The organism is Polynucleobacter alcilacus (genome assembly GCF_018881545.1).
GTDB classification, from domain to species: Bacteria; Pseudomonadota; Gammaproteobacteria; order Burkholderiales; family Burkholderiaceae; genus Polynucleobacter; species Polynucleobacter alcilacus.
In genome coordinates, this window is sequence record NZ_JACVQD010000001.1 from 176,520 (window position 1) to 200,030 (window position 23,511).

The following is a 23,511-nucleotide window of genomic DNA, read 5'->3' on the forward strand; positions in this document are numbered from 1 at the left end:
GTGTGATCGTATAGGGTATTTATTACGGCCTAAAGACAAGGGGAATGCAGGTTGCAGACCAGAGTAAAACGGCGATGAGAAGGGCCAACATCACTGCTGCTGAGCCAAAATCTTTGGCTCTCTTAGATAGATCATGATGTTCAAATGAGATGCGGTCTATGGCAGCCTCAACACTAGAGTTGAGTAATTCCACAACCAAAACGAGAATCAATGAGGAGATTAAGAGGGCTTTATCTAAGTGCGCAATCGGTAAGAAAAAGGCGACCGGCGTTAACAATACAAATAAGGTTAACTCTTGCCTGAAGGCACTTTCTTCTAAAAAAGCGTATACGAGACCACACCAAGAGTTCTTGGCGGCATGCCAAGCCCTTGTCAATCCTCGGTTACCTTTGTGAGGATTTTGATTGATGTGGTACTTAAGATTCAAACGAGCCTTCCTTAGGCTAAGGCAGTGACGTGGACATCTGTCGAAGCCACTGGCTTCAAATGCAATACAAATTGCTCGGAGGCTGCTTTCCAGGAGAATTTCTCCGCATGCGCACGAGCAATTTCACGGGGGATCTTCAATGCCTGAATGCAGGCTTCACGCAGATCTTCATGCATAGCCCCAGCAGGTGAATTGCCCAACACGTCGATTGGACCAGTGACAGGGTAGGCTGCCACCGGGGTACCGCAAGCCATTGCTTCAAGTAATACCAGCCCAAAGGTATCGGTCTTGCTTGGGAATACAAACACATCAGCAGCGGCATACACTTTGGCTAGCTCATCCTGTTGTAATACGCCGAGATAATTAATTTCAGGATATTTATCTTTAATGCTCGCCATCGCTGGGCCATCGCCAACCACCCATTTCGAGCCGGGCAAATCAATTTCTAGAAAGGCATTAATATTTTTTTCTACAGCAACGCGTCCTACATACAAAAAGATAGGGTGGGCAGTATTGAGCGCTTTGGATTCTTGCATTTTGAAGATATCCAGATCTACACCTCTAGACCAGAGCACAACATTGTTCAAACCATACTTTTCTAAATCGTCTTTAACGACAATCGTCGGGGCCATGACTGCCATAGAGGGTCCATGAAACCAGCGTATGAAAGCATACGTCATTGCCAGCGGAATACCTGTGCGTGCTTTGACATACTCGGGAAAGCGTGTGTGATAAGCAGTTGAAAAAGGTAAGTTATTTTTGACTGCATAAGAGCGTGCTGATAAGCCCAAAGGACCTTCGGTAGCAATATGCATGGCATCGGGGGCAAATTCTTTAATCCGGCGAGCCACTTCTTTTCCGGGAAATAAGGAAAGCGCAATATCAGGATAGGTTGGGCAGGGAAATGATTTAAAGCCATTCGGAGTAATCATGTCCACTTCATGACCCATCGCTATCAATTCTGCACGGGTTTGCTTGAGGGTACGCACTACACCATTGACTTGGGGATCCCAAGCATCAGTGATGATCATAATTTTCATATTGCAGCCTCTTTAATGAGTGATTCAACTGCAGGTTGAAAAGCAAGTTCTGGCGTTTCTACTGGCTCTCCTAAAATATGAGTCCAATAAATAATTTTGAGTTCACCAGCTTCGGTTTCCACTAGGGCCGTTAGGCTTTCTACCCAGTCACCGTCATTGCAATACAGAAGTCCATCAATTTCACGAATTTCTGCTTTATGAATATGGCCACAAACTACGCCATCGCAACCTCGTAGACGGGCTTCCCGAGCCATAATGTGCTCAAAATCCGCTATGTAACTCACCGCGTTTTTCACTTGATGCTTCAAATATTGCGAGAGTGACCAGTATTGCAGTCCCATCTTGACGCGCAACATATTGAAATAACGGTTGATATAAAGGATGAAGGAGTAGAGCGTATCCCCTACATAAGCTAACCACTTGGCATACTGCATTACACCGTCAAAGAGGTCGCCATGGGTTACCCATAACTTTTTGCCATCCAGTGTGGTGTGAATACATTCCTCAACAACCCTGACGTCACCAAAGGAAAGACCAAAAAATTGTCTGGCGCTTTCATCATGGTTGCCAGGAACATAGATGACTTCAGTACCTTTGCGGGCTTTACGCAATAGCTTTTGCACCACATCGTTGTGAGATTGAGGCCAGTAGAAAGATTTTTTTAGTCTCCAGCCATCGATAATGTCACCAACGAGATAAAACTTGTCGGCGTCGTTATGTTTTAGGAAATCGAGGAGGTAGTTTGCCTGACACCCTGATGTTCCTAGGTGTATATCAGAAATCCATATGGCTCTGTAATGCGTCATGAGACTGTATTAAGCCAAGCTAGTGTGTAAGCATCATGACAGTTCTGCGACAGTTTTATGACTATGCCTATATCATTTAGGATATTCGATATTTATGGCACTTATGACAGCAAGACCACTTCCTCAAGAGGAAAATACGCCAACCTGGCTTTACATAGCCCTTTGGTTTGTAGTTGCAGGCCATGTTTTAACAGGCGTGGTCACACTCCTTTTCTTTTTCCCTTTCAGTAGCCCTAAAGCAAAAAAACAGCATATTCAGAGATGGTCAAGACGCTTGTTGAGTATTTTTGGGATTAAATTGCAAGTGAATAACACAGAGATTTTTGCGTCAGAATCTTTTTTATTGGCTTCCAATCATGTTTCTTGGATGGATATTCATGTAATTAATTCCTTCAAACCTATTCGCTTTGTAGCGAAATCGGAGGTGCAAAAGTGGCCTATTTTTGGTTGGATGGCAACCCAATTGGGTACGGTTTTTATCCGGAGAGATAGCCCACGACAGGCGCGGCAGGTTGTTGGGGAATTAGCTGAATTACTAAAAACCCAATCTATTTGCTTATTTCCAGAGGGTACTTCAACCATTGGTTTAAGTGTTCAGCCCTTTAAGGCCAATCTATTTGAGGCCGCTGTTGTGTCCAAAGCCCCGGTTTATACCCTGGCCTTAGCCTATTTTGATCAGAATTCAGGGCTGCATTCTCAAGTCCCGGCTTTTGTTGGTGATATGGGATTAATAGACTCTATGGCAAAGATGTTAAAAAATCGCAAAATGAGGGCTGTTTTGCACTTTTTTCCTCCTGAGCTAGAAAATCCTCAGCTTCCTAGGGATAGAAAGTGGCTAGCCCTGCACAGCCAAGAGCAAATAGCCCAATACCTTTTAAGTCATTGCAACTAGGCTTCTGTAATATTGATGACATATCTATGCTCTAAAAGTATTAATAAATTCTGTGGATAAATATGACTTCTAAACACAAAGAGATGGCAGATTGGTACCAACGTGCTCAAGAAGAGATTCTAGATAGCATGGATGAAGAGCTTGAAATGGAGCTTGACGATGATCGTCTTGCGCCTGATGGTGAGGCTGGCTCGGAGGTTCCGCGTAGCGTCTACTTTAAAGAACTATTTAGACTGCAAGGCGAATTAGTCAAACTCCAAGATTGGGTTGTTGCTAATAAGGTTAAAGTGGCAGTCCTATTTGAAGGTCGAGATTCTGCAGGTAAGGGTGGTGCTATTAAACGCATTGCCCAGCGCTTAAATCCCCGTGTATGCAAAGTGGTTGCTTTACCGGCGCCGAATGAGCGTGAAAAAACCCAATGGTATTTTCAGCGCTACATCTCCCAATTACCCGCTGGTGGGGAGATTGTGCTTTTTGACCGCAGTTGGTACAACCGTGCTGGTGTTGAAAAGGTTATGGGCTTTTGTACCGAAGAGGAATATAACGAATTTCTGCGTACAGTACCTGATTTAGAACGCATGATGATTAACTCTGGAATCGTATTGATTAAATATTGGTTCTCGATCTCCGATGATGAGCAGTACAACCGCTTCATGATGCGAATTCATGATCCCCTAAAGCAGTGGAAACTCAGTCCTATGGACCTTGAGGCTCGCCGCCTCTGGGAAGCCTACACCAAGGCTAAAGAAACCATGCTGGAGCATACCCATATTCCCGAGGCCCCATGGTGGGTTGTCGCAGCCAATGATAAGAAAAAGGCGCGTTTAAACTGTATCAGCCACCTTTTGAGTCAAATTCCTTATCAAGAAATCCCTCACCCAGAAATTACCCTTCCAGCCCGAGTACATAACCCTGACTATCTGCGTGGCCCTGTGCCACCTGAAATGTACGTTCCAGAGATATATTAAAAATTCCTGGACAGTGATAATCTCTTTTAATAAATGAGGGGGTTATCACCATGAAGTTACATCCATCGGTTACCAATCGCGAGTTCAAGCTCCTAATTAAGCCTCAGGGCCTAGATCGTCTCCGAAGCATTACCGCACTCAGCGAACAGATAGTTCAGTATTGTAAAAAAAATAAGATCGATTTTTTCCACTTAGATAATGCCAATACTGGCTTACGGAATATCTATTTTTACGACACGCCGGGTGAAGACTTTCGTCATAACAATATTATTTTGCGAGTGCGAGAGTCTCGGCAAAATATTTGGGTAGATGATTGGTGCGAGGTTACTCTGAAGTGCCGAATGCTTGATGCGGATATGGCAACCCAATTTAATCCAACTCCAAAAAAAGGCATTAAGTCAAGAGCAAGATTGAAAGAAGAAATTCTGCGTGGCGATGAGTTGGGTACTAAACGGAGTATGTTTTCTAATAATGCTATTTTGGATGCCGTTGCCTTAGATTCGATATTCGACAGCACCTTAAGCAGTATTACTCAATTTTTCCCGGGCCTTGCGAAGTTACCGATTAATAAAAAATCGACCATCAGAATTGTGGGCGGCAGAACTAACAAGATTCTAGAAACCTGTCTTCCTTTGGGGAATATCGTCTTTGGCGATGGGGTTCAGGCCCATTGTGATATTGCAATTTGGATGAGAAGCGTTGGTGACCCTATTGTTGGCGAGTTGGCATTTTCCTATCGTGTCACTGAGGAAAACCGCACCAATACCAAAGCCCATAAACGAGCCGATAAATTTTTCAAGGGTCTGCAGCATGAGTTGGCTGACTGGCTTGAAATCGGTAGTACTAAAACTGCGTTGGTTTATGGAAAGCCTGAATAGCGATGGCTGAACTTGATGTTGTTGATACTTCCAGCCCTGCCACACTAAAAGATCTATTTATTCAGTTTTTCATCATTGGCGCCATCAGTTTTGGCGGTGGGATCATTGCGTACGAGCGGATACTGTTGGTAGAAAAACGAAAGTGGCTAACTTCAGATCAATTCATAGCTTTTTTGGCGATCAGTCAAACAATGCCTGGCTTAAATTCTGTCAATTTAGCGGTACTTGCAGGTGATCTCCTGAGGGGCAAATTAGGTGCGTTCATTGCGGTCTTGGCCCTCATTATTCCCGGATCTGTTTTTGTCTTGGCGCTGGGATTGCTGTATTCAGAAAACTCCAATCATCCGCTTGCGAACGATGTCTTGATGGGCGTAGCAGCGAGTGCCTGCGGACTCTTAGCAGCAATTACGCTACGCATTGGAGGTGACAACTGGAAACAGATCAAATCTGTAATCATCATTGTGATTACTTTTGGCTTAATGAGTATTGCTAAATTAGCACTTCCAATGGTTTTGCTCATCATGGCCCCAATTGCAATTTATCTCTATCGTCCTAGAGCAAATTCATGAGCCATCTTCCCAGTCTATTTCTGACCTTTAGCCTACTGTCCCTTTTGGCAGTGGGTGGTGGAACTGCGGTTCTACCAGAAATGCAAACTTTGCTTTTACAAAACTTTGCTATTTCACATACCCAGTTCGTCCATATTTATAGTATTGGTCAAATTGCTCCTGGCCCTAATATGCTGATGGTGTTGGTGATTGGTTACCAAGTAGCGGGCATTATTGGTGCAGGTGTTGTGATGTTTTCATTCTTCTTGCCTTCGAGTGTCTTGTGTTTTTATGTCGGTCGCCTATGGGGACGATTTGGCGAGAGTCCTTGGCGGCGCTCCGTGCAAGATGCACTAGAGCCGATTTCAATCGGCTTAATGGCCTCTGGTGTCTATGCGGTAGCTAAGGCATCGATAGTCAGTCCGATTACTATCATTTTGGCTCTGGTGACGCTTTTTCTGATCTTGAAAACCAAAATCAATCCGGTTTTTATCATTCTCGCTTCAGGACTCGCGGGGCTGATTGCCCTTAAATATCTTTAAAAGCTTAAAACGCTGCCCTGATACCAAGCAGCAAACTTCTGCCGGGCTGTGGAGCATACAGCCTGACTGACATGGGTGTAGTGGCATACCGAATTTCCTCATTTAAGAGGTTCTTCATCACCATATAAGCAGTCCAGTTCACCTTTCCAATGCGTTCTGTATAGGAGAGGTTAGCGTTGAGCAAGTTGTAACTCGGTGTGGGTCCGATTTCCCAACTCGCAAGGCGATTTTGTTGGTAGCTGTAAATATACGTCGCGCTGCTTAACCAGCCATTCCGTTGATAGGCCAACTCGCTACCCAAACGAGGTGCTGGCTGCAAAGGTAGATTACCGCCTGAGTTAAAGGTGCCTTGGGATACATCGCCAAAGACCCGCGCACCAAGCCCAGTTTGATTCCAGTTATAGCTTAACTCGCCTTCTGCACCCCGAATACTGGCATTGGCTTGCGATGCTTGGACTACAGAAAAGTTTTGATTGGCTTGACTGTATGAGCCGGTATAGAAACCATAAATATAGTTTGTAAACTGGTTGCGATAAATACTGGCTTTACTGCGAATCAATCCGAGCGTTTTCTGAAAGTTCACTTCTATATTATGGGAAGTCTCGGTTCCTAAATTGGAGTTACCAATGTCAAAGGTCGCGGTGGAGTCATGTGGCCCATACGAGTAGAGTTCTTGAGCGGAAGGCGCTCTTTGTGAAACAGTATAAGAAAGCCCCAGCCCATAGCCTTTAGCAAGATCGAGTAAGCCACCCGCAGAGTACGACATTAGATTAAATTGCCGGTTTTGTAAGGAGGGTGGTCCATAGGAGTTTGGAACAAAGTCTTGGCTACTGGCACTTGGGAACTGCGTACTTGAATTCGGATTTTGAGTTGCATAGTTGTAGCGTGCACCCAGGCTGGTTTTTAATGGTCCATAACGGCCTTCTTCGATTACAAATAGCGCCGTCGAGTTGGATTTAGTTTGGGGAACGATTGCATAATTGCCGGTTGTTAAGTCAGTCGCATTGAGTGTTACACCGGTGACTTGGGCACCAATAATTCCTTTGGACCCTAAAAATTCTTGATGGGCCATTTCTAGGCGCGCTTCAGTTGCAGTGTTATTCCACTGCGTAGATGGAACACCATTGTTTGTAAATTCAGTATGTTGATAATTCGAATTTGCTGCACTGATTTTGATGGAAGAAAATCCATCAAATGGATTATTGCTTTGGTGTGCAATATCATAGCGATTTTGGGACTGCTGAATAAATCCGCCCTCTGATGTCGGTATACCGTAGTTGTGATTCATCCGTTCTAGGGACACTCCGGTATAGCCATCACTACGCAGATACGTTGCCCCTAAACCCAAACTGTTTTGATTGCTATAGGAGAAGGGGAGTTTGCCGCTATACGGAATATTGACAGGCTGGCCAGGGTTAATCTCCCAATTGGCGTTTGGCCCACCTTGCTCTGCAAAGCCAGGAATACGATAGTTATTGGAGTTACTAATCGCTGAATCTAAATGCAGGGCTAATGGACCTGCAGGAGCGTCTAATTCAATATTGGCAGTTTTGCCTTGGTTCACTGTTTCATAGCTGGTATTCACCATTCCAGAAACTACATCTGGCATGGAAGTCACAATGCGATCATTGACCACATTCACTAAACCACCGCTAGAGCCTGATCCATACAGCAGAGCCGCAGCACCACGCAATATCTCAATTTGGTGGGCATTCTGAATCGGATTAGCCACGGCATGATCAGGAGAGATGCTCGATACATCACCCACTGATAAACCATTTTGCAAAATCTGTACTCGTGGACCATCTAGTCCACGTATTACGGGTCTTGAAGCACCCGATCCAAAGCCTGTAGCAGAGACACCCAGTTCATTGGCAAGCGTAGCGCCTAGAGAGCCCGCTAACTTGTTTTGTAACTCGTCTCCAGATAGCACTTTATTGGGAGACAGTATTCCAGAGTCGCTCTCACGTACACCACTCACATTTAATTGCGGCAAGAAATTTCCCTGATCTTGTGACCATGCAGGATTAGCAAGAAAAAATACAAATACTAGAACAGGAAATAGGTAAAACCGTTGGTTCATTTTTCATCCAAGTTCACCAAGTAATTGGTGATAAATCAAAACAGACATGCGCAAAGCGCACGGTAGATTTACAGGATGAAAGTAGGTGGTGCGCGAGATTGATAGGCAGCAAGCTGAGATTCAATCGGAATCAAAACTTCAGACTGCGCTATATCAAGTGCGTATTGAGTAGAAGCAACAAGGTTAGAGTCATTGCCAGGTACAAATGTAGCAAGAGTCAGCGCATCAAATAAATGGTAAACATCTGTGCTATGAGTCAGACCTTGAGCAGAGTCGGAGGCGGTACATTTTTCAACTGACTGACTCTGAAGACCAGCATGAGAAATACCATGGGCAAAGCCAATCCAATGGGTTCCCAAGAGGCAAAAAAGAAGCAATGCCACTGCAAAAGCGGCTTGAATTTGCTTCGTTAATTTGCTTGAAATAGAGGCAACCATGAACCGAATCTTACAGGATTTGCCCAGAATGGCGCTGTCAGTGTAGAATATCGATTCCGTCGGAGTGTAGCGCAGCCTGGTAGCGCACCTGCTTTGGGAGCAGGGGGTCCAAGGTTCGAATCCTTGTACTCCGACCACCAATCTCTAGTTAGTCATAAACTGATACCAGCATTCTGCCCATAGCTCAGCTGGATAGAGCAACGCCCTTCTAAGGCGTAGGTCGCACGTTCGAATCGTGCTGGGCAGGCCAAACACCTGACTGGCCGATGAGATGGGACGGAAGTCTTTCCACTAGTGACATACCCTCGGTACCGTAGTTCTATCCATTCTATTAGCAGTTATTTCTAATATAACCAATTAAATAGTTTGATTCAGATCAAAAGGTAGTTAGAGTTTATCTAACAGACCTTCGAGCTGACTTGGCATTCTGCCAAATCTACCGCCCCTGATTTCGAACATAGTAAATCTTTGGGGTGATATATGAATGTTGAAGGATTAGGCATTGATCTAGCTAAAGCTTCTAGCCCTGCTTTTTTGGTTAATGATTTAGTCAAAATCAAAAACAAAACTCCGGTTGGACATTATCGAACACCATTTTATGTACGTGGAAAAACGGGTCGTATTGAACGTGTCTTAGATGAGTTCATCAATCCAGAAGAAGAAGCCTACGGTAAGAATGTAGGTAGCAAAGTTCGGCTTTATCGAGTTTCTTTTGCTCAACAAGAACTATGGCCAGAATATCAAAGCGCTTCGATAGATCAACTCCAGATTGAGATTTCTGAACATTGGCTTGAACCTGCTTAAGCGGAGAAAATATGACAGTTCCAGATCATCATAACCATAACCATGACCATGACCATGCTCATCCAGGCGTCACAAAAGACGAAGAGCCCTATGGCTACTATGCCACTCTTGAACTTGCAGTACGTGAACTATTAATTGAAGCGGGTTTGATTACTGCTGATGAGCATCGTCGTCAGATTGAAATCTTAGATTCACGCTCTCCTGTGCTTGGGGCCAAAGTAGTCGCTCGAGCATGGACAGACCCCGAGTTTAAAAAACGCTTATTAGCGGATGGTTCAGCCGCATGTGAAGAGCTGGGGATCACTATGTATGATGGTGCCCATCTCATTGTTCATGAAAATACCGATCAAGTTCACAACATGGTTGTTTGTACACTCTGTTCATGCTATCCACGTCCTGTCCTGGGCTTGCCACCAGACTGGTATAAGAACAAACAGTATCGAGCTCGAGCAGTCAAAGAGCCTCGTGCGGTCTTAAAAGAATTTGGCACTACCATCCGAGATGAAGTGAGTATCCATGTACACGATTCAAACGCAAACATGCGCTACTTAATTCTGCCTTTACGTCCAACTGGAACGGAGCATTTGACTGAAGAAGAGTTAGCTGGCCTGGTAACCCGTGATGCGATGATTGGAGTTACTGTTGTCAAATCATCATTAGTACAGACGAATAGGGGTCAAGCATGAGTTCAACAGAAGGTCTAATTTCACATTTACCAAATGATATCGGCGGGAAAGATGCTGACGCCATCAACATGGAAGAGCATCCGATGCTTCCTTGGGAAAAACGCTGTCATGCACTTTTGGACGTGCTTGCTACCCATCAAATTGTTAATACTGAAGAAAAGCGTCGCGGCGTTGAGAATCTGGGATCTGAAATCATCGGTAATCTTACGTATTACGAGCGCTGGATTGTTTCAGCAGTCAATATATTATTTGAAAAGCGTATTTTGACCCCCGATCAAATTGCTAATAAAACTAAAGAGATTTCAGAGCGGAAGTAATGCAAATGAGAATGCTTATGCTTATTTAGGTGGAATATTCCATCTTTTGCGTAGCTCCTCTAATGGCTCGCGAGCATAATCAAAATAATTGATCCCAAGAACTAAATCAATATTGACCTCTTTACCTCTTTTTAGGGCGGTAGAAATGCGCTCGAGTCCATTAATTACTTCCATGTCATGTCCTAAGTGAGGAGCTCCAGCAACAATCGTTTTCAGTAAGCCACCTTGGAAAATACTAAGTACTCCCAAGAAATTCATTACTGCACTTTGTGATTCTGTAGCCATGGTGCTAAAAGCAGCTACTTCTATTTCTCCAATACCATCAGAATCATAATCTGCTAGAACATGAATCCAATCATGATGCGCTACCGCTTCATTGATACCACCAAGTACGCCAGGAAAAATAAAGTTCCTTTTTTTGTAAAAATCCCAAAGACCTCTGCCTAAGCTACCAGCAGGGTATTGCTGCAGATTTTCATAGCGCGTGGCTATCTCATCTGATACTTCGAGAGTCATCATGGTTGCGCTCAGACCATACTTTTGATCTAGATCAGCAAAGTTAGGTGAGGTAAGATCTTTATCGTAAAAATAATTTGAGCGGTAGAAGTCTTGCTGGGCTTGAATGGTTAATTTCTTAGAAAGGTCTCGAACTAATGCTAGACCATTATTTTCAATGCCTAGTTTTTGAGCCCACAAATTAATAGCATTAGAAATTTCTGGTGAGATCGATGAACATAATAATTCAGTTGCGAGCATTAAATCGAGGACTTCATTGCGCTTTTGAGGTTCTGGCATTGCTAAAGAAAATTCCTCAATACTGAGGGGCTCCAGTGTATGGAAATCACAGTCATAGGACATGAGCTTATGAAAGATAGTCTTTAGGAATCGTGGTTGTATCTCATCGAACCAACCATTTTGGCGGCAGGTACTGACAACAGCTTGCGCCATCAGTGGCGCATCAGCAGGGGTTGTGTGCTTGAAGAACATATTTTCTATTTAACTTTGCTTGGTAAGTGAATAGGGTTTATCAAGATTTGCTTGCATCTCATGCGCTTATTCCCAAAGTATCAATAGATAAGTGCCAGAAAGTAAAGTGCATTATTGGAGGCATTCTAATTACTTTTATTTCTGGCACGGCTATTGCCCATCTATCAAGTGCCACTTCACTAGTGGCATACCCTCGGTATCGCAATTCTATCCATTCTAATTAGACTTATTTTTAATATAAGTAACTTAATAGTCTTATTTAGATCAAAAGGGGGTTAGAGTTTATTCAGCAGACCTGCGAGTGACCTTAGTCCTTTTCAAAGCAGACCCCCATTAGTTTTAAATACCCCTTTAATGCATAACGAAAGAGAGTTCAAAATGGCTTATGGAATTATTCACTTTTATCCAAATGGGACTAAATCTCAATATGATGCTGAAATTGCAGTAGTTCATCCTCATGGTGGGGCAGGCCTTCCAGTAGGCCAGCTATACCATGCAGCTGGACCTTCCCCTGGTGGCTGGTCAGTAGTTGCTATTCATGACTCTAAAGAAACTTGGCAGAAATTTTTAGATGGTGTTTTATTACCCACAATCCAATCGCAAATTAAAGATGGGTTTAAATCTGAACCTCAGGCAACCTATTTCGAGGTTGACCACTTACAAGAGAAGTCTTGATCGGCGAACTGAATCGCTTGGTACGCTAGATCCCAACCTTTTTTAAAACCCAACGTCATAGATTTCGATATCTAAGCTACACCGAAATTAAATACCTTAAGCCTGTGGTTAGGCTTGTTGTTTGAGCTCATTTTTCCAGTTTCTAAGGCGTAGGTCGCACGTTCGAATCGTGCTGGGCAGGCCAAACACCCAACTGGCCCGTGAGATCTCTAAAGAATCTTTTAGATCTGGTCAATTCTGCCCCGGGCGTCAAAAATCTCAACAGCACACTTGTTGGATATTTTCTTTTAGTCTGGCAAATGGCTTTTATTGATTGACCTTGCTTTGTCGATTTTGGATAAGTATTCCAGCATGATTTTTACCATCGCTTTACTTCATTAAGTTTTGTGTCGATATTACCGTAGACCTTCCAATATTTTATATCTTCAAATAGCTTATCAAGATCTGCATACGATAGGCTTTTAATATCATGTAGGGTGAATGAATCACCAGCCTCTAGTTTTTGTACGGCATTAATGTATGTCAGGTGGGCCATCTACATTCCTTTGTTTTAGTGCTATTTACCCAAAATAGGCCAAATAGCTCGTAACTTGCCAAGTTAAAGTTGGCAAATGTAATAAATCTGACTTAGGGCTGTAAAAGGTAGATGATGTTAGATAGGCAAGAAAGCACTCTAGGGAGTTTTCACTATCAATCAATTTGTGATCGAACGTTTTCATTTGGCCTTTAGAGCTGGACTGATCAATCGGTTCGGGAAAATACCCACGGCCAGTAAGTTAGCGATTGAATTTAATCTACGTAACTTTCAGACAAAGCCAATTAGTCGTGAATCTGCGAGAAAATGGATCAATGGCCAATCTATGCCAAAGACAGCAAGACTAAAGACTTTAATTAGCTGGCTTAACTTAGATGCATCGTTTATTTACCTTACGACTGTCACCGAGAAAGCCAGCATTCATGTGGGGATTGATAGCGAGCAAGATAGGGCAAAAGTAGAGGCCTATGAGCGACGAAAAATAGAGGGTTTAGCGCAAGCTGCTTTGAACTTTGTTTCGCCTCTGACGGCTGTATTAAATACAGATGGCTTCATTATTTTGGTTAATAGTGCATGGCGATCTGCTGCCATGCTATATCCCAAGTTAAAGGGAGGAAGCCTAGGATGCGAGGGCGTTAATTATCTTGCTGTTTGTGAGAAAGCAATGGGACCGGGCTCTATAGAGGCTAACAAAGTGGCTAGATCGATTCGTGAAGTTATTGCGGAACAATCGAAAACATTTACTTCAAAGTATCCTTGCCACAGCAATGGAGATAAAAGATGGTTCGAGGTGAAGGTGTCTGCCTACAAACACTTGGATGACGTGTGTTGCGTTGTTACCCATATGCCAATTACTGAAGCAACTTTTAAGAAGAAAAACTGATTGGAGAAAGCTTATTGAAGTATCCTTTAAAAGGAGGCTCCCAAAATGTCGGTTTACCCGACAAATTAGACATCTAACCACCCAACCGCCTGCGAATGCCACCCAACTTCCAAGGCATTCCACCCGACACCACGATTCTCGGTGCCTACTGAACACCAAAAGCCAACACCTTAAAAGGATTGTTTTTAGTGTTGTTTAGCCTCATTTTTAAAGCTTCTAAGGCGTAGGTCGCATGTTCGAATCGTGCTGGGCAGGCCAAACACCTGACTGGCCGATGAGATGGGACGGAAGTCTTTCCACTAGTGACATACCCTCGGTACCGTAGTTCTATCCATTCTATTAGCAGTTATTTCTAATATAACCAATTAAATAGTTTGATTCAGATCAAAAGGTAGTTAGAGTTTATCTAACAGACCTTCGAGCTGACTTGGCATTCTGCCAAACCTACCGCCCCAGATTTCGAACACAGTTCAATTCAGAGGGAGTGGCAACGCTCGCATTAATTCAAAATCTTGCTTATTCCGATGTTGGTGAGGGTATAGATCCTTCAATGACTAGTTTTGACGCAAATAGAAATTAGTAAATTTTATTTAAAAATACTCATGGAAGTAATTTTATAAATGAATACAAAAACAATACTGCAAATCGTAGTTTTTTTATGTATATGCGTATCGGCAAGCATTTCTGTGGCAGATCAAAAGCCAAACGTAGTGATCTTAATGGCCGATGATGTGGGATGGAATGATTTTGGAGCCTATACAGGCGGTGGTGCGGCCCTTGGCCATCCAACCCCAAATATCGATAGGGTTGCAAAAGAGGGCGCACTTTTTACTAATTGGTATGGTCAAGCAAGCTGCACAGCTGGCCGAGCATCCTTCATGACGGGTAGGATTCCGATTCGTACAGCCCTCTCTGTTGTTGTTGTACCGGGCGACTTGAATGGCCTGAAAAAAGAAACGCCAACTATTGCAGAGTTTTACAAAAAAAATGGTTATAAAACATACTTTTCGGGTAAGTGGCATTTAGGCGATAAACCCGAGATGTACCCCATTGAGCATGGGTTTGATGAAATGAAGAACTTCGCCGCTTACTATCCTGGAGTCTATTCTTACTCTGATCTATCGCCCAACATGCATCCTTGGTTTCCAAAATATAACGAAGCTTTTTGGAAAGCTTATCAAGACACTGTAAATCTATATGAGTGGAGTGGAGTAGCGGGCAAAAAAGCCAAAAAAGAAGGACTTATTACTTACGATAATTTAGCTGAGTTTGATGTTCGTCAAACCGATTCAGCGATTGCATATATTAAGAGTCATGCGAAAGGAGATAAACCTTTCTTTATGGATATTAACTTCATGAAGATGCATAACCCCACAAACCCTGCCAAGGCATTTAAAGGTAAAACGCATTTAGGGAATTATTCAGACTCAATATTAGAGTTAGATTCCAATATTGGTCGCATTATGGATGTGATCCGAGCAGAAGCGCCAAATACGATTGTGATCATCACATCTGATAATGGGGCTTGGCAAGATGCGTATCCAGATGCAGGAACAACCCCATTTCGCGGGGAAAAGGGAACGGCCTTTGAGGCTGGGTGGCGTGTTCCAGGAATCTTATGGGCCCCAGGGAAGGTACCGCCCGGCCAAGTGCTCACTGAAATGATGTCCCATTTAGATGTTTGGCCAACTACTGCTGCCTTGGTTGGAATTACTCCGCCTAAACGTGGTGAATACCAAGACAATAACGGCAAACCGATTTACTTTGATGGAATGGATAACAGTGAATACATTACTGGAAAAACTAAACACTCCATTCGCAATGACTGGATCTATATTACTGGCGAAAGCTTTGGTGGAGTTCGGGCTGATATTGGCGGTGATCCCAAATCTCCAGATCTGAAGATTGCATGGAAAGCACTTTATACATCTAAAGATACTTGGCTTGGCCCAGAATTGAATATGGGGTTACCCGCTGTTTACAACTTGACAATGGATCCATTTGAAAAATACGACATGCTATTTAATGGTTCTGTTTCTACTCGAAATCCTACAAGCTCTCCAGGGCGGTTTTCTGGTCAAGATAATGGGTGGACAGCCGCCTTAACTGGTCCAGTTATTTTAGATTTTAATAAATCTATTATTAAATATCCCAATATGAGACGCGTTCCTGGGGGTGCTTCTAATGACTTGATTCCAAATCTGCAAGACCCGAGCAATCCAGTGCCTGCTATGGACCCACAGAAAGCCCCAAAAATTGGCGCAATGGGTGGATAACTACTAGGCGCTGGTTATATCGAATATGAAATTAATAGGAGCGAACCATGAAGCAAGATAAATTTCTAGTGAACAAATTGCTGCTACCAATATTATTGATTGGACTTATTTTTTCTGAAACGGTAAATGCTCAATGGGCATTTGCTGCACGTCATGTCATTGGGCGTATCAATCAGATGACTCAGGATGATTCAAATGGCAAACCAGCATTTCAATTTGCAACAGTAATCATAGACGCTCCTGCGAACAAAGTTTACTCAACGGCAGTCAATGTGGTTAGTCAAAATCAAGCCATCACCATTGTTTCTCAAGACTCACAAAATTTAAAATTAAAGGTTTCTGAAGGCAATAAAAGTACCTCATTAAGTGTAGTTCCATTGAGTGATAAATCGTCTGAAATTATGATCTCTGCTACTGCTGCTCCTCAGAGCCAAGATCCCAGTACCTCAGGAGTGGTGGATTCAATATTAAAAATTTGCAAGCAGCTTAATAAGGTTTGTAAGACTGGTGCGAATTAGCCTAGGAATTATTTCGGTATGTGTAGGAGTGTTTGCATGCCCTGCCAACGCCCAGTCTGATCTCTCGCCGATCCCACAAGTCTCAGACCAATGGCGTTTTGAGCTAAGTCCATACTTATGGGCACCTGCAATTGCATCTACTCTCAGTTATAACGATCAGTATATTAAGTCCGTCGATCAAAATGCTAGTGATGTGCTTCACAATCTTAAATCTGGCGCAATGATTTCTGGAGAGGCACACTATGGCAATTGGGGCATCCTAGGAGATGTAGTTAGCGCAACCCTACAAAAAACTGGCGCCATTCCCGTTACCCCTCAACCGGGTGTCCGGATTAGCCTTGCCGATAAATCAACAGTGCAAAATACAATTGTGACTACCGCAGTAACCTACACAGTAATCAAAAATGACAATGCTTATGTAGATGCTTTGGTTGGAGGTCGTTGGATAGGTACAACTTCGACAATTAACCTAACATTAACGGGGTCTACTGCGTTCAGCGACTCTAAGTCTATGTCTACTGCTGATCCAATAGTTGGATTTAAAGGTCGTTATCGTATTGCCGACTCTACTTGGTATATCCCTTTTTATGCTGATATAGGTAGTGGGGGCGGTACTACTAATGTTACTTGGCAAGCCATGTTGGGAATTGGTAAAACCATTGAGAAGTGGGTGGATATTGCGTTGGTATATCGGGGCTTGTACTACGATATGGATAGCTCAAAGACTAACGGGCAAGGCTTATTACAAAAGACTACCTTCCAGGGGCCACAATTGTCGGCAACCTTTAGGTTTTGATGCGCTTACGCCACGGTAGGGCGTAGCTTGATCTTTGGCAGTAGTCGGATTTATAGGGTAAACCATATTAATTGAGTTATTAATTTTGACTAGAAAATGCTGTTTAAACCACTTCCATTCATGTTAAATTTCATCACTAGTCCTCTGAGCTGAATTAGCGTTTTGCTAAATCTATCGCCTTAGTTCTCAAGATATATCAATCCTTAGGGGCATTAAATGAAGCTGAGTAAATTTAAGCTGTCAATTGTTAGCTTATGTTTAGGAATATCTCTAGCCTCTCCAACTGCATCTATTGCACAAACTGCACCTACTCAAAAAAAGCCCAATATTGTTTACTTCCTGGTTGATAACACGGGATGGGGATCGTTTGGTGTTTATGGTGGAACAGTAGCTACACCAAATATTGATAAGTTGGCCAGCCAGGGTATTCGCTTTAATAACTACAACGTTGAGGTGCAGTGCACCCCATCTCGCTCTGCCATCATGACTGGTCGTATGCCTGTGCGTTCCGGAACTTACACAGTTCCTTGGCCAGGTCAAGGCAAGGCTGGCATGGCGCCATGGGAGTACACCATCGCTAAGCTACTTTCTGATTCAGGCTATGCAACTGCTTTGTATGGGAAATGGCATCTTGGAGATACTCAAGGTCGAATGCCTAATGATCAAGGCTTTGATGAATGGTGGGGCATACCAAACACTTGGGATGAGGCAGGCTATACACAGTGGCCTCTATTTAAGGAGAGCGGGGTTCCTGTGCCGATGGTATGGGAAGGCAAGAAAGGTCAAAAATCTAAACCCGTCATACCACTTGATTTAAAGATTCGTCCAGTGATTGATGAGAAGTACATCATTCCTAAGACGGTTGAATACATTAAACGTAATGCAGCAGCAGATAAACCCTTCTTTGTTTATGTGGGCTATTCAGAAATGCATGAGCCACCAATGGCTAATCCAAACTTTGCCGGAAAATCTACTCAACGCGGCGGACTATTTGCAGACTTGGTTGCTGAGATGGACTATCGTGTTGGCCAAGTAATGCAAGCAGTTAAGGAGGCTGGTGTTGAAGACAACACCATCTTTATTTTCAGTAGCGATAATGCCGGCGGCGGTGCCAGCCCTCAGATTGGTGGCGCAACTAATGGACCATTTCGTGGCAATTTCTTTAACACGCCATTTGAGGGAAGTATGCGTGTACCTGCGATGATTCGCTGGCCTGGCCACGTCCCATCGGGCATGGTTACCGAAGAAATGTTTGCCGCAGTGGATTGGATGCCAACAATTGCTGGCATGGTGGGCTCATCCAATTTGGTTCCTAAAGATCGTCCGATCGATGGGGTTGATGCCTCGCAATTCATGCTGGGTAAAAATAAAACAACTGGTCGAGACTTATACCCATTCTTTGGTATTGATGGTGAGCTGATGTCAATTAAATGGAAGATCTATAAAACGATCTTTAGGTATGCAGAATCTCCCGAGTCTATTGGCAAGCCTTATGTGAAACCTCAGATTCCAATGATTTATGACTTGAGTAGCGATCCGCATGAAGATAACAACCTGATGTACACAGATCTGACCTTGGGTTGGGTTTATGCCCCAAGCTTTAAATGGATAGAGGGTTACGAGCAAAGTGTGAAGAAGTACCCCAATATCAAGGTTGGCGAAGATTTCAAAGGTTACGCAAATAAATAGGTAGTTGCATTAATAACAACATAGGAATTGGAATGTTTTTAAAAAGAGTATTGATTGGAGTTTTATCTATTTCAATTGCTGCGCCTACTGTATTTGCACAGTCAGCCCCAGCTTCTACCAAAAAGAAGCCTAACGTTGTTTTCATTCTTGCGGATAACGTGGGTTATGGGGATATGGGGCCTTACGGTGGCGGTGAATTACGAGGTGCTCCCACACCACGCACTGATGAATTAGCCAAGAGTGGGCTGAAGCTGACCCAGTATTTGGTAGAGCCAGCATGCACACCATCTCGTGCTGCATTAATGACGGGTCAATACTCCATTCGTAATGGTTTGTCACTTGTTGCCGAGCCGGGTACTCCTAGTACCTTACCAGGCAAGGCCTACACAATGGGTCAATTATTTAAAGATGCAGGTTATGCAACCGCAATTTTTGGAAAATGGCATTTGGGAAGCGCACCAAAAAGCTTGCCGGGCGCTCATGGATTTGATCAGTATTACGGTTTACCGCCAGATGTCTCTTGGGACTCTGCCACCTACGTTGCACAAGCTATACAAACACATTCCTATTCAAACGTACCCGATAAGGTTTTATATGAAAAAGGACCTTGGATTAGTCAGCAAAAGGGAAATGGACCGCTTGAACGGGTGAAGCCATTTACGATGGAGGTCAGAGCAGAGATTGATAATGAATTGACTGAAAAATCAATTGCATTCATGAGGCAGGAGAATGCAGCTGGTAAACCATTCTTTCTTTATCTGCCGTTCTCAATGGGTCACTCACCAAATCTTTCTTCAAAGCAGTTCGCTGGAAAGTCCCGCATTGGTCAGTACGGTGATAAATTGATGGAAGGGGATTATCACGTTGGCCAAATTATGGATGCTCTCAAAGAAATGAATATTGAGGACAATACTATTTTGGTTTTTGCCTCTGATAATGGTAGCACCGGACAATACATGATGACTTATGATCGATTGGGTCTTGGTGCTCCTGACATGGGATCAAATGGCCCATTTCGAGGGGATCTAGGCGAGGCTACGGAAGGAGCTGTCCGGACTTTTTGCTTTATTCGCTGGCCTGGGCATATCACCCCAAATACCTCTTCATATGCCATGTTTTCGATCATGGACTTTATGCCAACCTTTGCCGCTATCTTAGGCGCTAAGCTACCAACAGATCGAGCCATTGATGGAGTGAATCAATTGGATACGCTTACTGGTAAGAGCAAAATAGGTAATCGCGAACATTTAATTTCATTTATTGGCGCGGATTTAGTGGCAGTTCGCTGGAAGCAGTGGAGAATGTATTTAAGGGATATGAATCGTACGGGCACTGGACAGCAAATGCTTGGCGGAATAGCTGCTAATTCAGTCCCAATGTACTACCCAAAGGTTTACAACATCGAAATGGATCCGCATGAAGATTTACAGTTAGTCAATTACGAATCAATTTCAGTGAATGCTTTCAAAGCAATTCAAGAGTATCTTGCCTCGGTTAAGAAGTTCCCCAACCCACCACCTGCTAACTTAACCAACTTTAATGCGCTTTAAGAGGGAATTTTGAGTGCATAGCCAGCTTTGCAAAGGAAGTTTAGGAATATTTTCTAAACTTCTTTTGATTGCAATCGGCTTCTTTTCGTCACAATCAGTATTAGCAGATGAGGGCGGTGTTCCATTCTGGATGTCTGGCCAGTATGCGAGTATGGCAGCAGTACCATCAACCCCGGGGTGGTCTTTGGTATTGATGCCCTATGTCTATAGCGGCAAAGCAGATAAGTCAAAAAACTTTCAACATGGCCAAACTATTAATGCTGGCTTAAGCACAAGAGAATCGATTGCCTTATTTCAGCTGGGATATTCGGCTGAAGAAAAGATTTTAGGAGGTCAGCCGTATGTTGGAGTGGGTTGGGGTCCTGGCTCCAATACCACTACTGCTTTTGCAAGCGTCTCAAGTATAAGTACTGAATTTAATAAAGCTAATTCGGTAACAGGAAGTACTGATATATATCCGCTGGCCAGTTTGGCTTGGAATAAAGGTAATAATAATTTTATGACCTATGTGACTGGTGATATTCCCGTGGGTACCTACAGTGCAACAGGTCTCTCTAGTATTGGCATTGGTCATGCGGCAATAGATACTGGCGGTGGCTATACGTATTTAAACAATACTACAGGCCTTGAATTTTCTGGAGTTCTAGGGGCCACTTATAACTGGAAGAATAATCAAACCAACTATCAGAGTGGAGTCGATTCTCATTTGGACTGGTCCATATCGCAATTCCTATCCAAACACTGGCAGGTGGGTATTGCAGGATATGTTTACTATCAACTCACTGCAGACTCTGGCGTTGGGGATAGGATAGGAAACTTTAAATCTCAAGTTGCAGCCATTGGTCCACAAATTGGTTATCTATTTAATATTGGTAAAAAGCAGGCTTATATTAATCTGCGCGCATATAAGGAGTTTTGGGCCCAGAATCGAGTCCAAGGGTATGCAACGATTGCCACTATCAGCATCCCATTAGGAGAGTAGCAATACGATGAATATACGACGCAGAGGTTTATTGGTTGCAATACTGATGATTTTGGGAATCAGTACATATTTGTTAAGTAGTCACTTTCTATCAACACCTCAGCAGACTATTCCTGAAATTCGCTTAGGTGATGGCGTAAATGGCCCTAAAGGTATGGCCTGGATTCCTGGCGGCGAGTTCCTCATGGGCAGTGATCATCAAAAAGCGCAAGCCAACGAGAAGCCTACGCATAAAGTGAAGGTATCAGGATTTTGGATGGATACCACTCATGTTACTAATGATCAATTCGCCCAATTTATAAAAGAAACAAATTACAAAACCACTGCTGAGCAAATTCCCGATTGGGAAACGATCAGGGTACAGTTACCACCAGGAACGCCTAAGCCACCAGCTTCAGTATTTGTAGCTGGAGCAATGGTTTTTGTGGGAACCAAGGCCAAAGTAAATCTGAATGACTACTCTCAATGGTGGGCATATGTGCCTGGCGCAAACTGGCGTCATCCTGCTGGACCCCAGAGTAATATTGATGGCAAAGGCAATCATCCAGTAGTTCAAGTGAGTTACGAAGATGCTTTGGCATACGCCAAGTGGGCTGGAAAGAGATTGCCCACCGAAGCAGAGTGGGAGTTTGCAGCTCGAGGAGGTTTAAATCAAGCAACCTATGTATGGGGTGATCAATTAGAGCAGGAAGGCAAGCTGCCAGCCAATATTTGGGATGTGAAGAAGCAAGCGTTCCCGGTAGTGAGTCCAGTAATTAGTCCTAAAGCTGGAGGCGCAATCGGGACCAGTTCAGTAGGAACCTTTCCACAAAATGGCTATGGTCTATTTGATATGACTGGCAATGCGTGGCAGTGGGTTGCCGATTGGTACCGCTCAGATTATTTTGCGATGCAAGCTAAAGAATTTGGTGATGGTGTAGCCAACAACTCTAAAGGTCCTCCTGGCTCATATGATCCAGATGATTATGGGGTGCCTGAAAATGCACCCAAGAGGGTGATCCGAGGCGGATCATTTTTATGCAATGAAGATTACTGCCAGTCTTATCGTCCAAGTGCAAGACGTGGGGCAGATCCATTTAGTCCAATGTCGCATCTTGGATTTAGATTAGTAAAAGACTCTCAGTAGTATTTTTGTCGGTTAACCCGACAAATTTGACATCTGACCATCCAGCCGCCTGTGAATGCCACCCAATATCCGAGCTATTCCACCCGACACCACGATTCTCGGTGCCTATGCCACACCAAAAGCTAACATCTTAATGTCATTGTTTAACTAGTTGTTTTAGCTCATTTTTAAAGCTTCTAAGGCGTAGGTCGCACGTTCGAATCGTGCTGGGCAGGCCAAAAACTCTCTGGTCCGTACCGTACACATGGTTTACATCCGGTACCGAGCACATAGTTTACAGTTGCCGTTCACCCTAACTATTTTTTCCCATAAGCGGCATCATGGTCCGGCTCTATCAATAGAACTCGTAAAAAGTGATTTTCCCTAAAGCCAATCCCTCGAATAGATTTGCTTACACGAAAGGAGTAGAGCGCTTCAATATTTTTAGGGGCTGCAATACTGTGAATCTTTTCCCATTTCAAGCCCTTGTCTCGATAGACTTGGTTCCAGGTTAGTTGCGTGAGTTTTTTAAAGGTAGCAAATGCCTTTTCTTGCTCTGCTAGCTCTAAATCACTCCAGGCAGATTGAAAAACAGGACTATTAAGATCAAGCTCGACTAATGGCTCAGGCTTTACGTTTCGTGCCATGCGCTTTAGCCATTTTTAATTTAGAAAGGTCGCTTGCTTTAGCGGGTGCTTTTTGTGCCCAGGCTAAAGCAGCAGTTAAATCCTTTTTAAGGGCTGGCGTATGTATCCACTTTTCATTATCTGGAATGACGGTAGCGGTGCGAATCATCCAAACTCCAGGCTCTGGGCTTTCAACTAGAACCTGACGTCCTGCATATTCCTTTCCAAGCGAGATTTGCCCACTCGATCCAATGGATTTAATAACTTGGTGATCTATAACTGCGCCCATGACATTCTCCTATATTCGTGCTGCATTATTGCATGATGGCATGAATTTTGTCAAATAATGCTTATTGAATGTTAAAAGCTAGATGAGGAATTGTCTTTTAAGCAACACTTATGTATTACACAGTTTATTACACAGTGCCATTTTTACGCTGTAAGCCATAGAAATATATACA

General features: G+C 43.5%; 25 protein-coding genes and 2 tRNA genes. 19 read left to right on the forward strand and 8 right to left on the reverse strand.

The genetic code is table 11. The annotated features are described in order from the left end of the window. Nucleotides 1-22: 22 nt before the first annotated feature. The 3 genes from ICN45_RS00880 to ICN45_RS00890 are packed head-to-tail and all read right to left on the reverse strand — an operon-like array spanning nt 23 to nt 2,273. The gene (locus tag ICN45_RS00880; RefSeq protein WP_216172121.1) at nt 23-427 is read right to left on the reverse strand and encodes a diacylglycerol kinase; all 405 of its coding nucleotides are present in this window, start codon (nt 425-427) and stop codon (nt 23-25) included. Nucleotides 428-438: 11 nt separating this feature from the next. Continuing rightward, nucleotides 439-1,467 carry a glycosyltransferase family 4 protein gene (locus tag ICN45_RS00885; protein ID WP_216172123.1) on the reverse strand — a complete coding sequence of 343 codons (1,029 nt, stop codon included), beginning with the start codon at nt 1,465-1,467 and terminating at the stop codon, nt 439-441. After that, complete coding sequence (locus ICN45_RS00890; protein WP_216172125.1) at nt 1,464-2,273, reverse strand: UDP-2,3-diacylglucosamine diphosphatase; 810 nt, start codon at nt 2,271-2,273, stop codon at nt 1,464-1,466. The genes ICN45_RS00885 and ICN45_RS00890 overlap by 4 nt, the downstream gene beginning before the upstream one ends. Before the next feature lie 94 nt (nt 2,274-2,367). Here ICN45_RS00890 and ICN45_RS00895 point away from each other — a divergent pair, with 94 nt between their 5' ends. The 5 genes from ICN45_RS00895 (at nt 2,368) to ICN45_RS00915 (ending at nt 6,101) form a co-directional block, all read left to right on the forward strand. Beyond that, on the forward strand, nt 2,368-3,165 hold the full coding sequence (locus ICN45_RS00895) for a lysophospholipid acyltransferase family protein (RefSeq protein ID WP_255531033.1): 798 nt from the start codon (nt 2,368-2,370) through the stop codon (nt 3,163-3,165). A gap of 62 nt (nt 3,166-3,227) precedes the next feature. Further along, nucleotides 3,228-4,133, forward strand: coding sequence for a polyphosphate kinase 2 (gene ppk2 / locus ICN45_RS00900; protein ID WP_216172127.1), 906 nt, complete (start codon nt 3,228-3,230; stop codon nt 4,131-4,133). A gap of 50 nt (nt 4,134-4,183) precedes the next feature. Continuing rightward, nucleotides 4,184-5,011, forward strand: a complete 828-nt coding sequence (locus tag ICN45_RS00905) for a CYTH domain-containing protein (protein WP_216172129.1) — start codon at nt 4,184-4,186, stop codon at nt 5,009-5,011. 2 nt (nt 5,012-5,013) lie between these two features. Beyond that, on the forward strand, nt 5,014-5,580 hold the full coding sequence (locus tag ICN45_RS00910; RefSeq protein WP_216172131.1) for a chromate transporter: 567 nt from the start codon (nt 5,014-5,016) through the stop codon (nt 5,578-5,580). Then, nucleotides 5,577-6,101: a chromate transporter gene (locus tag ICN45_RS00915; RefSeq protein WP_216172133.1), complete on the forward strand. Its 525-nt coding sequence runs from the start codon at nt 5,577-5,579 to the stop codon at nt 6,099-6,101. The genes ICN45_RS00910 and ICN45_RS00915 overlap by 4 nt, the downstream gene beginning before the upstream one ends. 4 nt (nt 6,102-6,105) lie before the next feature. On the opposite strand, the gene ICN45_RS00920 is transcribed toward ICN45_RS00915, so the two are convergent. Then, nucleotides 6,106-8,184, reverse strand: a complete 2,079-nt coding sequence (locus ICN45_RS00920) for a TonB-dependent receptor (protein WP_216172135.1) — start codon at nt 8,182-8,184, stop codon at nt 6,106-6,108. A 68-nt stretch (nt 8,185-8,252) separates the two neighbouring features. Then, entirely contained in the window at nt 8,253-8,621 is a 369-nt protein-coding gene (locus ICN45_RS00925; RefSeq protein WP_216172137.1) for a hypothetical protein, read from the reverse strand. 60 nt (nt 8,622-8,681) lie between these two features. Here ICN45_RS00925 and ICN45_RS00930 point away from each other — a divergent pair. The 5 genes from ICN45_RS00930 (at nt 8,682) to ICN45_RS00950 (ending at nt 10,428) form a co-directional block, all read left to right on the forward strand. After that, nucleotides 8,682-8,758: transfer RNA gene (locus ICN45_RS00930), tRNA-Pro, on the forward strand. Between the two features lie 36 nt (nt 8,759-8,794). Continuing rightward, nucleotides 8,795-8,871: transfer RNA gene (locus tag ICN45_RS00935), tRNA-Arg, on the forward strand. A 230-nt stretch (nt 8,872-9,101) separates the two neighbouring features. After that, a complete protein-coding gene (locus ICN45_RS00940) occupies nt 9,102-9,425 on the forward strand; it encodes an SH3-like domain-containing protein (RefSeq protein WP_216172139.1) in 324 nt (107 codons plus the stop codon). Between the two features lie 11 nt (nt 9,426-9,436). Beyond that, nucleotides 9,437-10,111, forward strand: coding sequence for a nitrile hydratase subunit alpha (gene nthA / locus ICN45_RS00945; protein ID WP_216172141.1), 675 nt, complete (start codon nt 9,437-9,439; stop codon nt 10,109-10,111). Next, nucleotides 10,108-10,428, forward strand: coding sequence for an SH3-like domain-containing protein (locus ICN45_RS00950; protein WP_216172142.1), 321 nt, complete (start codon nt 10,108-10,110; stop codon nt 10,426-10,428). Before nthA ends, ICN45_RS00950 begins: the two co-directional genes overlap by 4 nt. Before the next feature lie 21 nt (nt 10,429-10,449). On the opposite strand, the gene ICN45_RS00955 is transcribed toward ICN45_RS00950, so the two are convergent. Further along, nucleotides 10,450-11,415 carry a hypothetical protein gene (locus tag ICN45_RS00955; protein ID WP_215336888.1) on the reverse strand — a complete coding sequence of 322 codons (966 nt, stop codon included), beginning with the start codon at nt 11,413-11,415 and terminating at the stop codon, nt 10,450-10,452. A 378-nt stretch (nt 11,416-11,793) separates the two neighbouring features. On the opposite strand from ICN45_RS00955, the gene ICN45_RS00960 reads away from it, so the two are divergent. From ICN45_RS00960 to ICN45_RS01000, 9 genes are all read left to right on the forward strand, one after another. Beyond that, complete coding sequence (locus ICN45_RS00960; protein ID WP_216172144.1) at nt 11,794-12,090, forward strand: hypothetical protein; 297 nt, start codon at nt 11,794-11,796, stop codon at nt 12,088-12,090. Between the two features lie 701 nt (nt 12,091-12,791). Beyond that, on the forward strand, nt 12,792-13,508 hold the full coding sequence (locus tag ICN45_RS00965) for a hypothetical protein (RefSeq protein ID WP_216172146.1): 717 nt from the start codon (nt 12,792-12,794) through the stop codon (nt 13,506-13,508). Between the two features lie 686 nt (nt 13,509-14,194). Further along, nucleotides 14,195-15,784 carry an arylsulfatase gene (locus tag ICN45_RS00970; protein WP_216172148.1) on the forward strand — a complete coding sequence of 530 codons (1,590 nt, stop codon included), beginning with the start codon at nt 14,195-14,197 and terminating at the stop codon, nt 15,782-15,784. Between the two features lie 47 nt (nt 15,785-15,831). Beyond that, nucleotides 15,832-16,302 carry a hypothetical protein gene (locus ICN45_RS00975; RefSeq protein ID WP_216172150.1) on the forward strand — a complete coding sequence of 157 codons (471 nt, stop codon included), beginning with the start codon at nt 15,832-15,834 and terminating at the stop codon, nt 16,300-16,302. 28 nt (nt 16,303-16,330) lie between these two features. Further along, entirely contained in the window at nt 16,331-17,098 is a 768-nt protein-coding gene (locus ICN45_RS00980; RefSeq protein WP_369411452.1) for a hypothetical protein, read from the forward strand. A 216-nt stretch (nt 17,099-17,314) separates the two neighbouring features. Continuing rightward, nucleotides 17,315-18,787, forward strand: a complete 1,473-nt coding sequence (locus ICN45_RS00985; RefSeq protein WP_216172152.1) for an arylsulfatase — start codon at nt 17,315-17,317, stop codon at nt 18,785-18,787. 32 nt (nt 18,788-18,819) lie between these two features. Next, nucleotides 18,820-20,337, forward strand: a complete 1,518-nt coding sequence (locus tag ICN45_RS00990; protein ID WP_216172154.1) for an arylsulfatase — start codon at nt 18,820-18,822, stop codon at nt 20,335-20,337. Nucleotides 20,338-20,350: 13 nt separating this feature from the next. Next, nucleotides 20,351-21,319 carry a SphA family protein gene (locus ICN45_RS00995; RefSeq protein WP_216172156.1) on the forward strand — a complete coding sequence of 323 codons (969 nt, stop codon included), beginning with the start codon at nt 20,351-20,353 and terminating at the stop codon, nt 21,317-21,319. A gap of 7 nt (nt 21,320-21,326) precedes the next feature. After that, a complete protein-coding gene (locus ICN45_RS01000; RefSeq protein WP_216172157.1) occupies nt 21,327-22,445 on the forward strand; it encodes a formylglycine-generating enzyme family protein in 1,119 nt (372 codons plus the stop codon). 296 nt (nt 22,446-22,741) lie between these two features. Here the strand turns inward: ICN45_RS01000 and ICN45_RS01005 are convergent, their stop codons facing one another. Beyond that, nucleotides 22,742-23,071, reverse strand: a complete 330-nt coding sequence (locus ICN45_RS01005; RefSeq protein WP_216172159.1) for a hypothetical protein — start codon at nt 23,069-23,071, stop codon at nt 22,742-22,744. Beyond that, nucleotides 23,049-23,339 carry a hypothetical protein gene (locus ICN45_RS01010; protein WP_088525048.1) on the reverse strand — a complete coding sequence of 97 codons (291 nt, stop codon included), beginning with the start codon at nt 23,337-23,339 and terminating at the stop codon, nt 23,049-23,051. Before ICN45_RS01010 ends, ICN45_RS01005 begins: the two co-directional genes overlap by 23 nt. Nucleotides 23,340-23,511 lie beyond the last annotated feature (172 nt).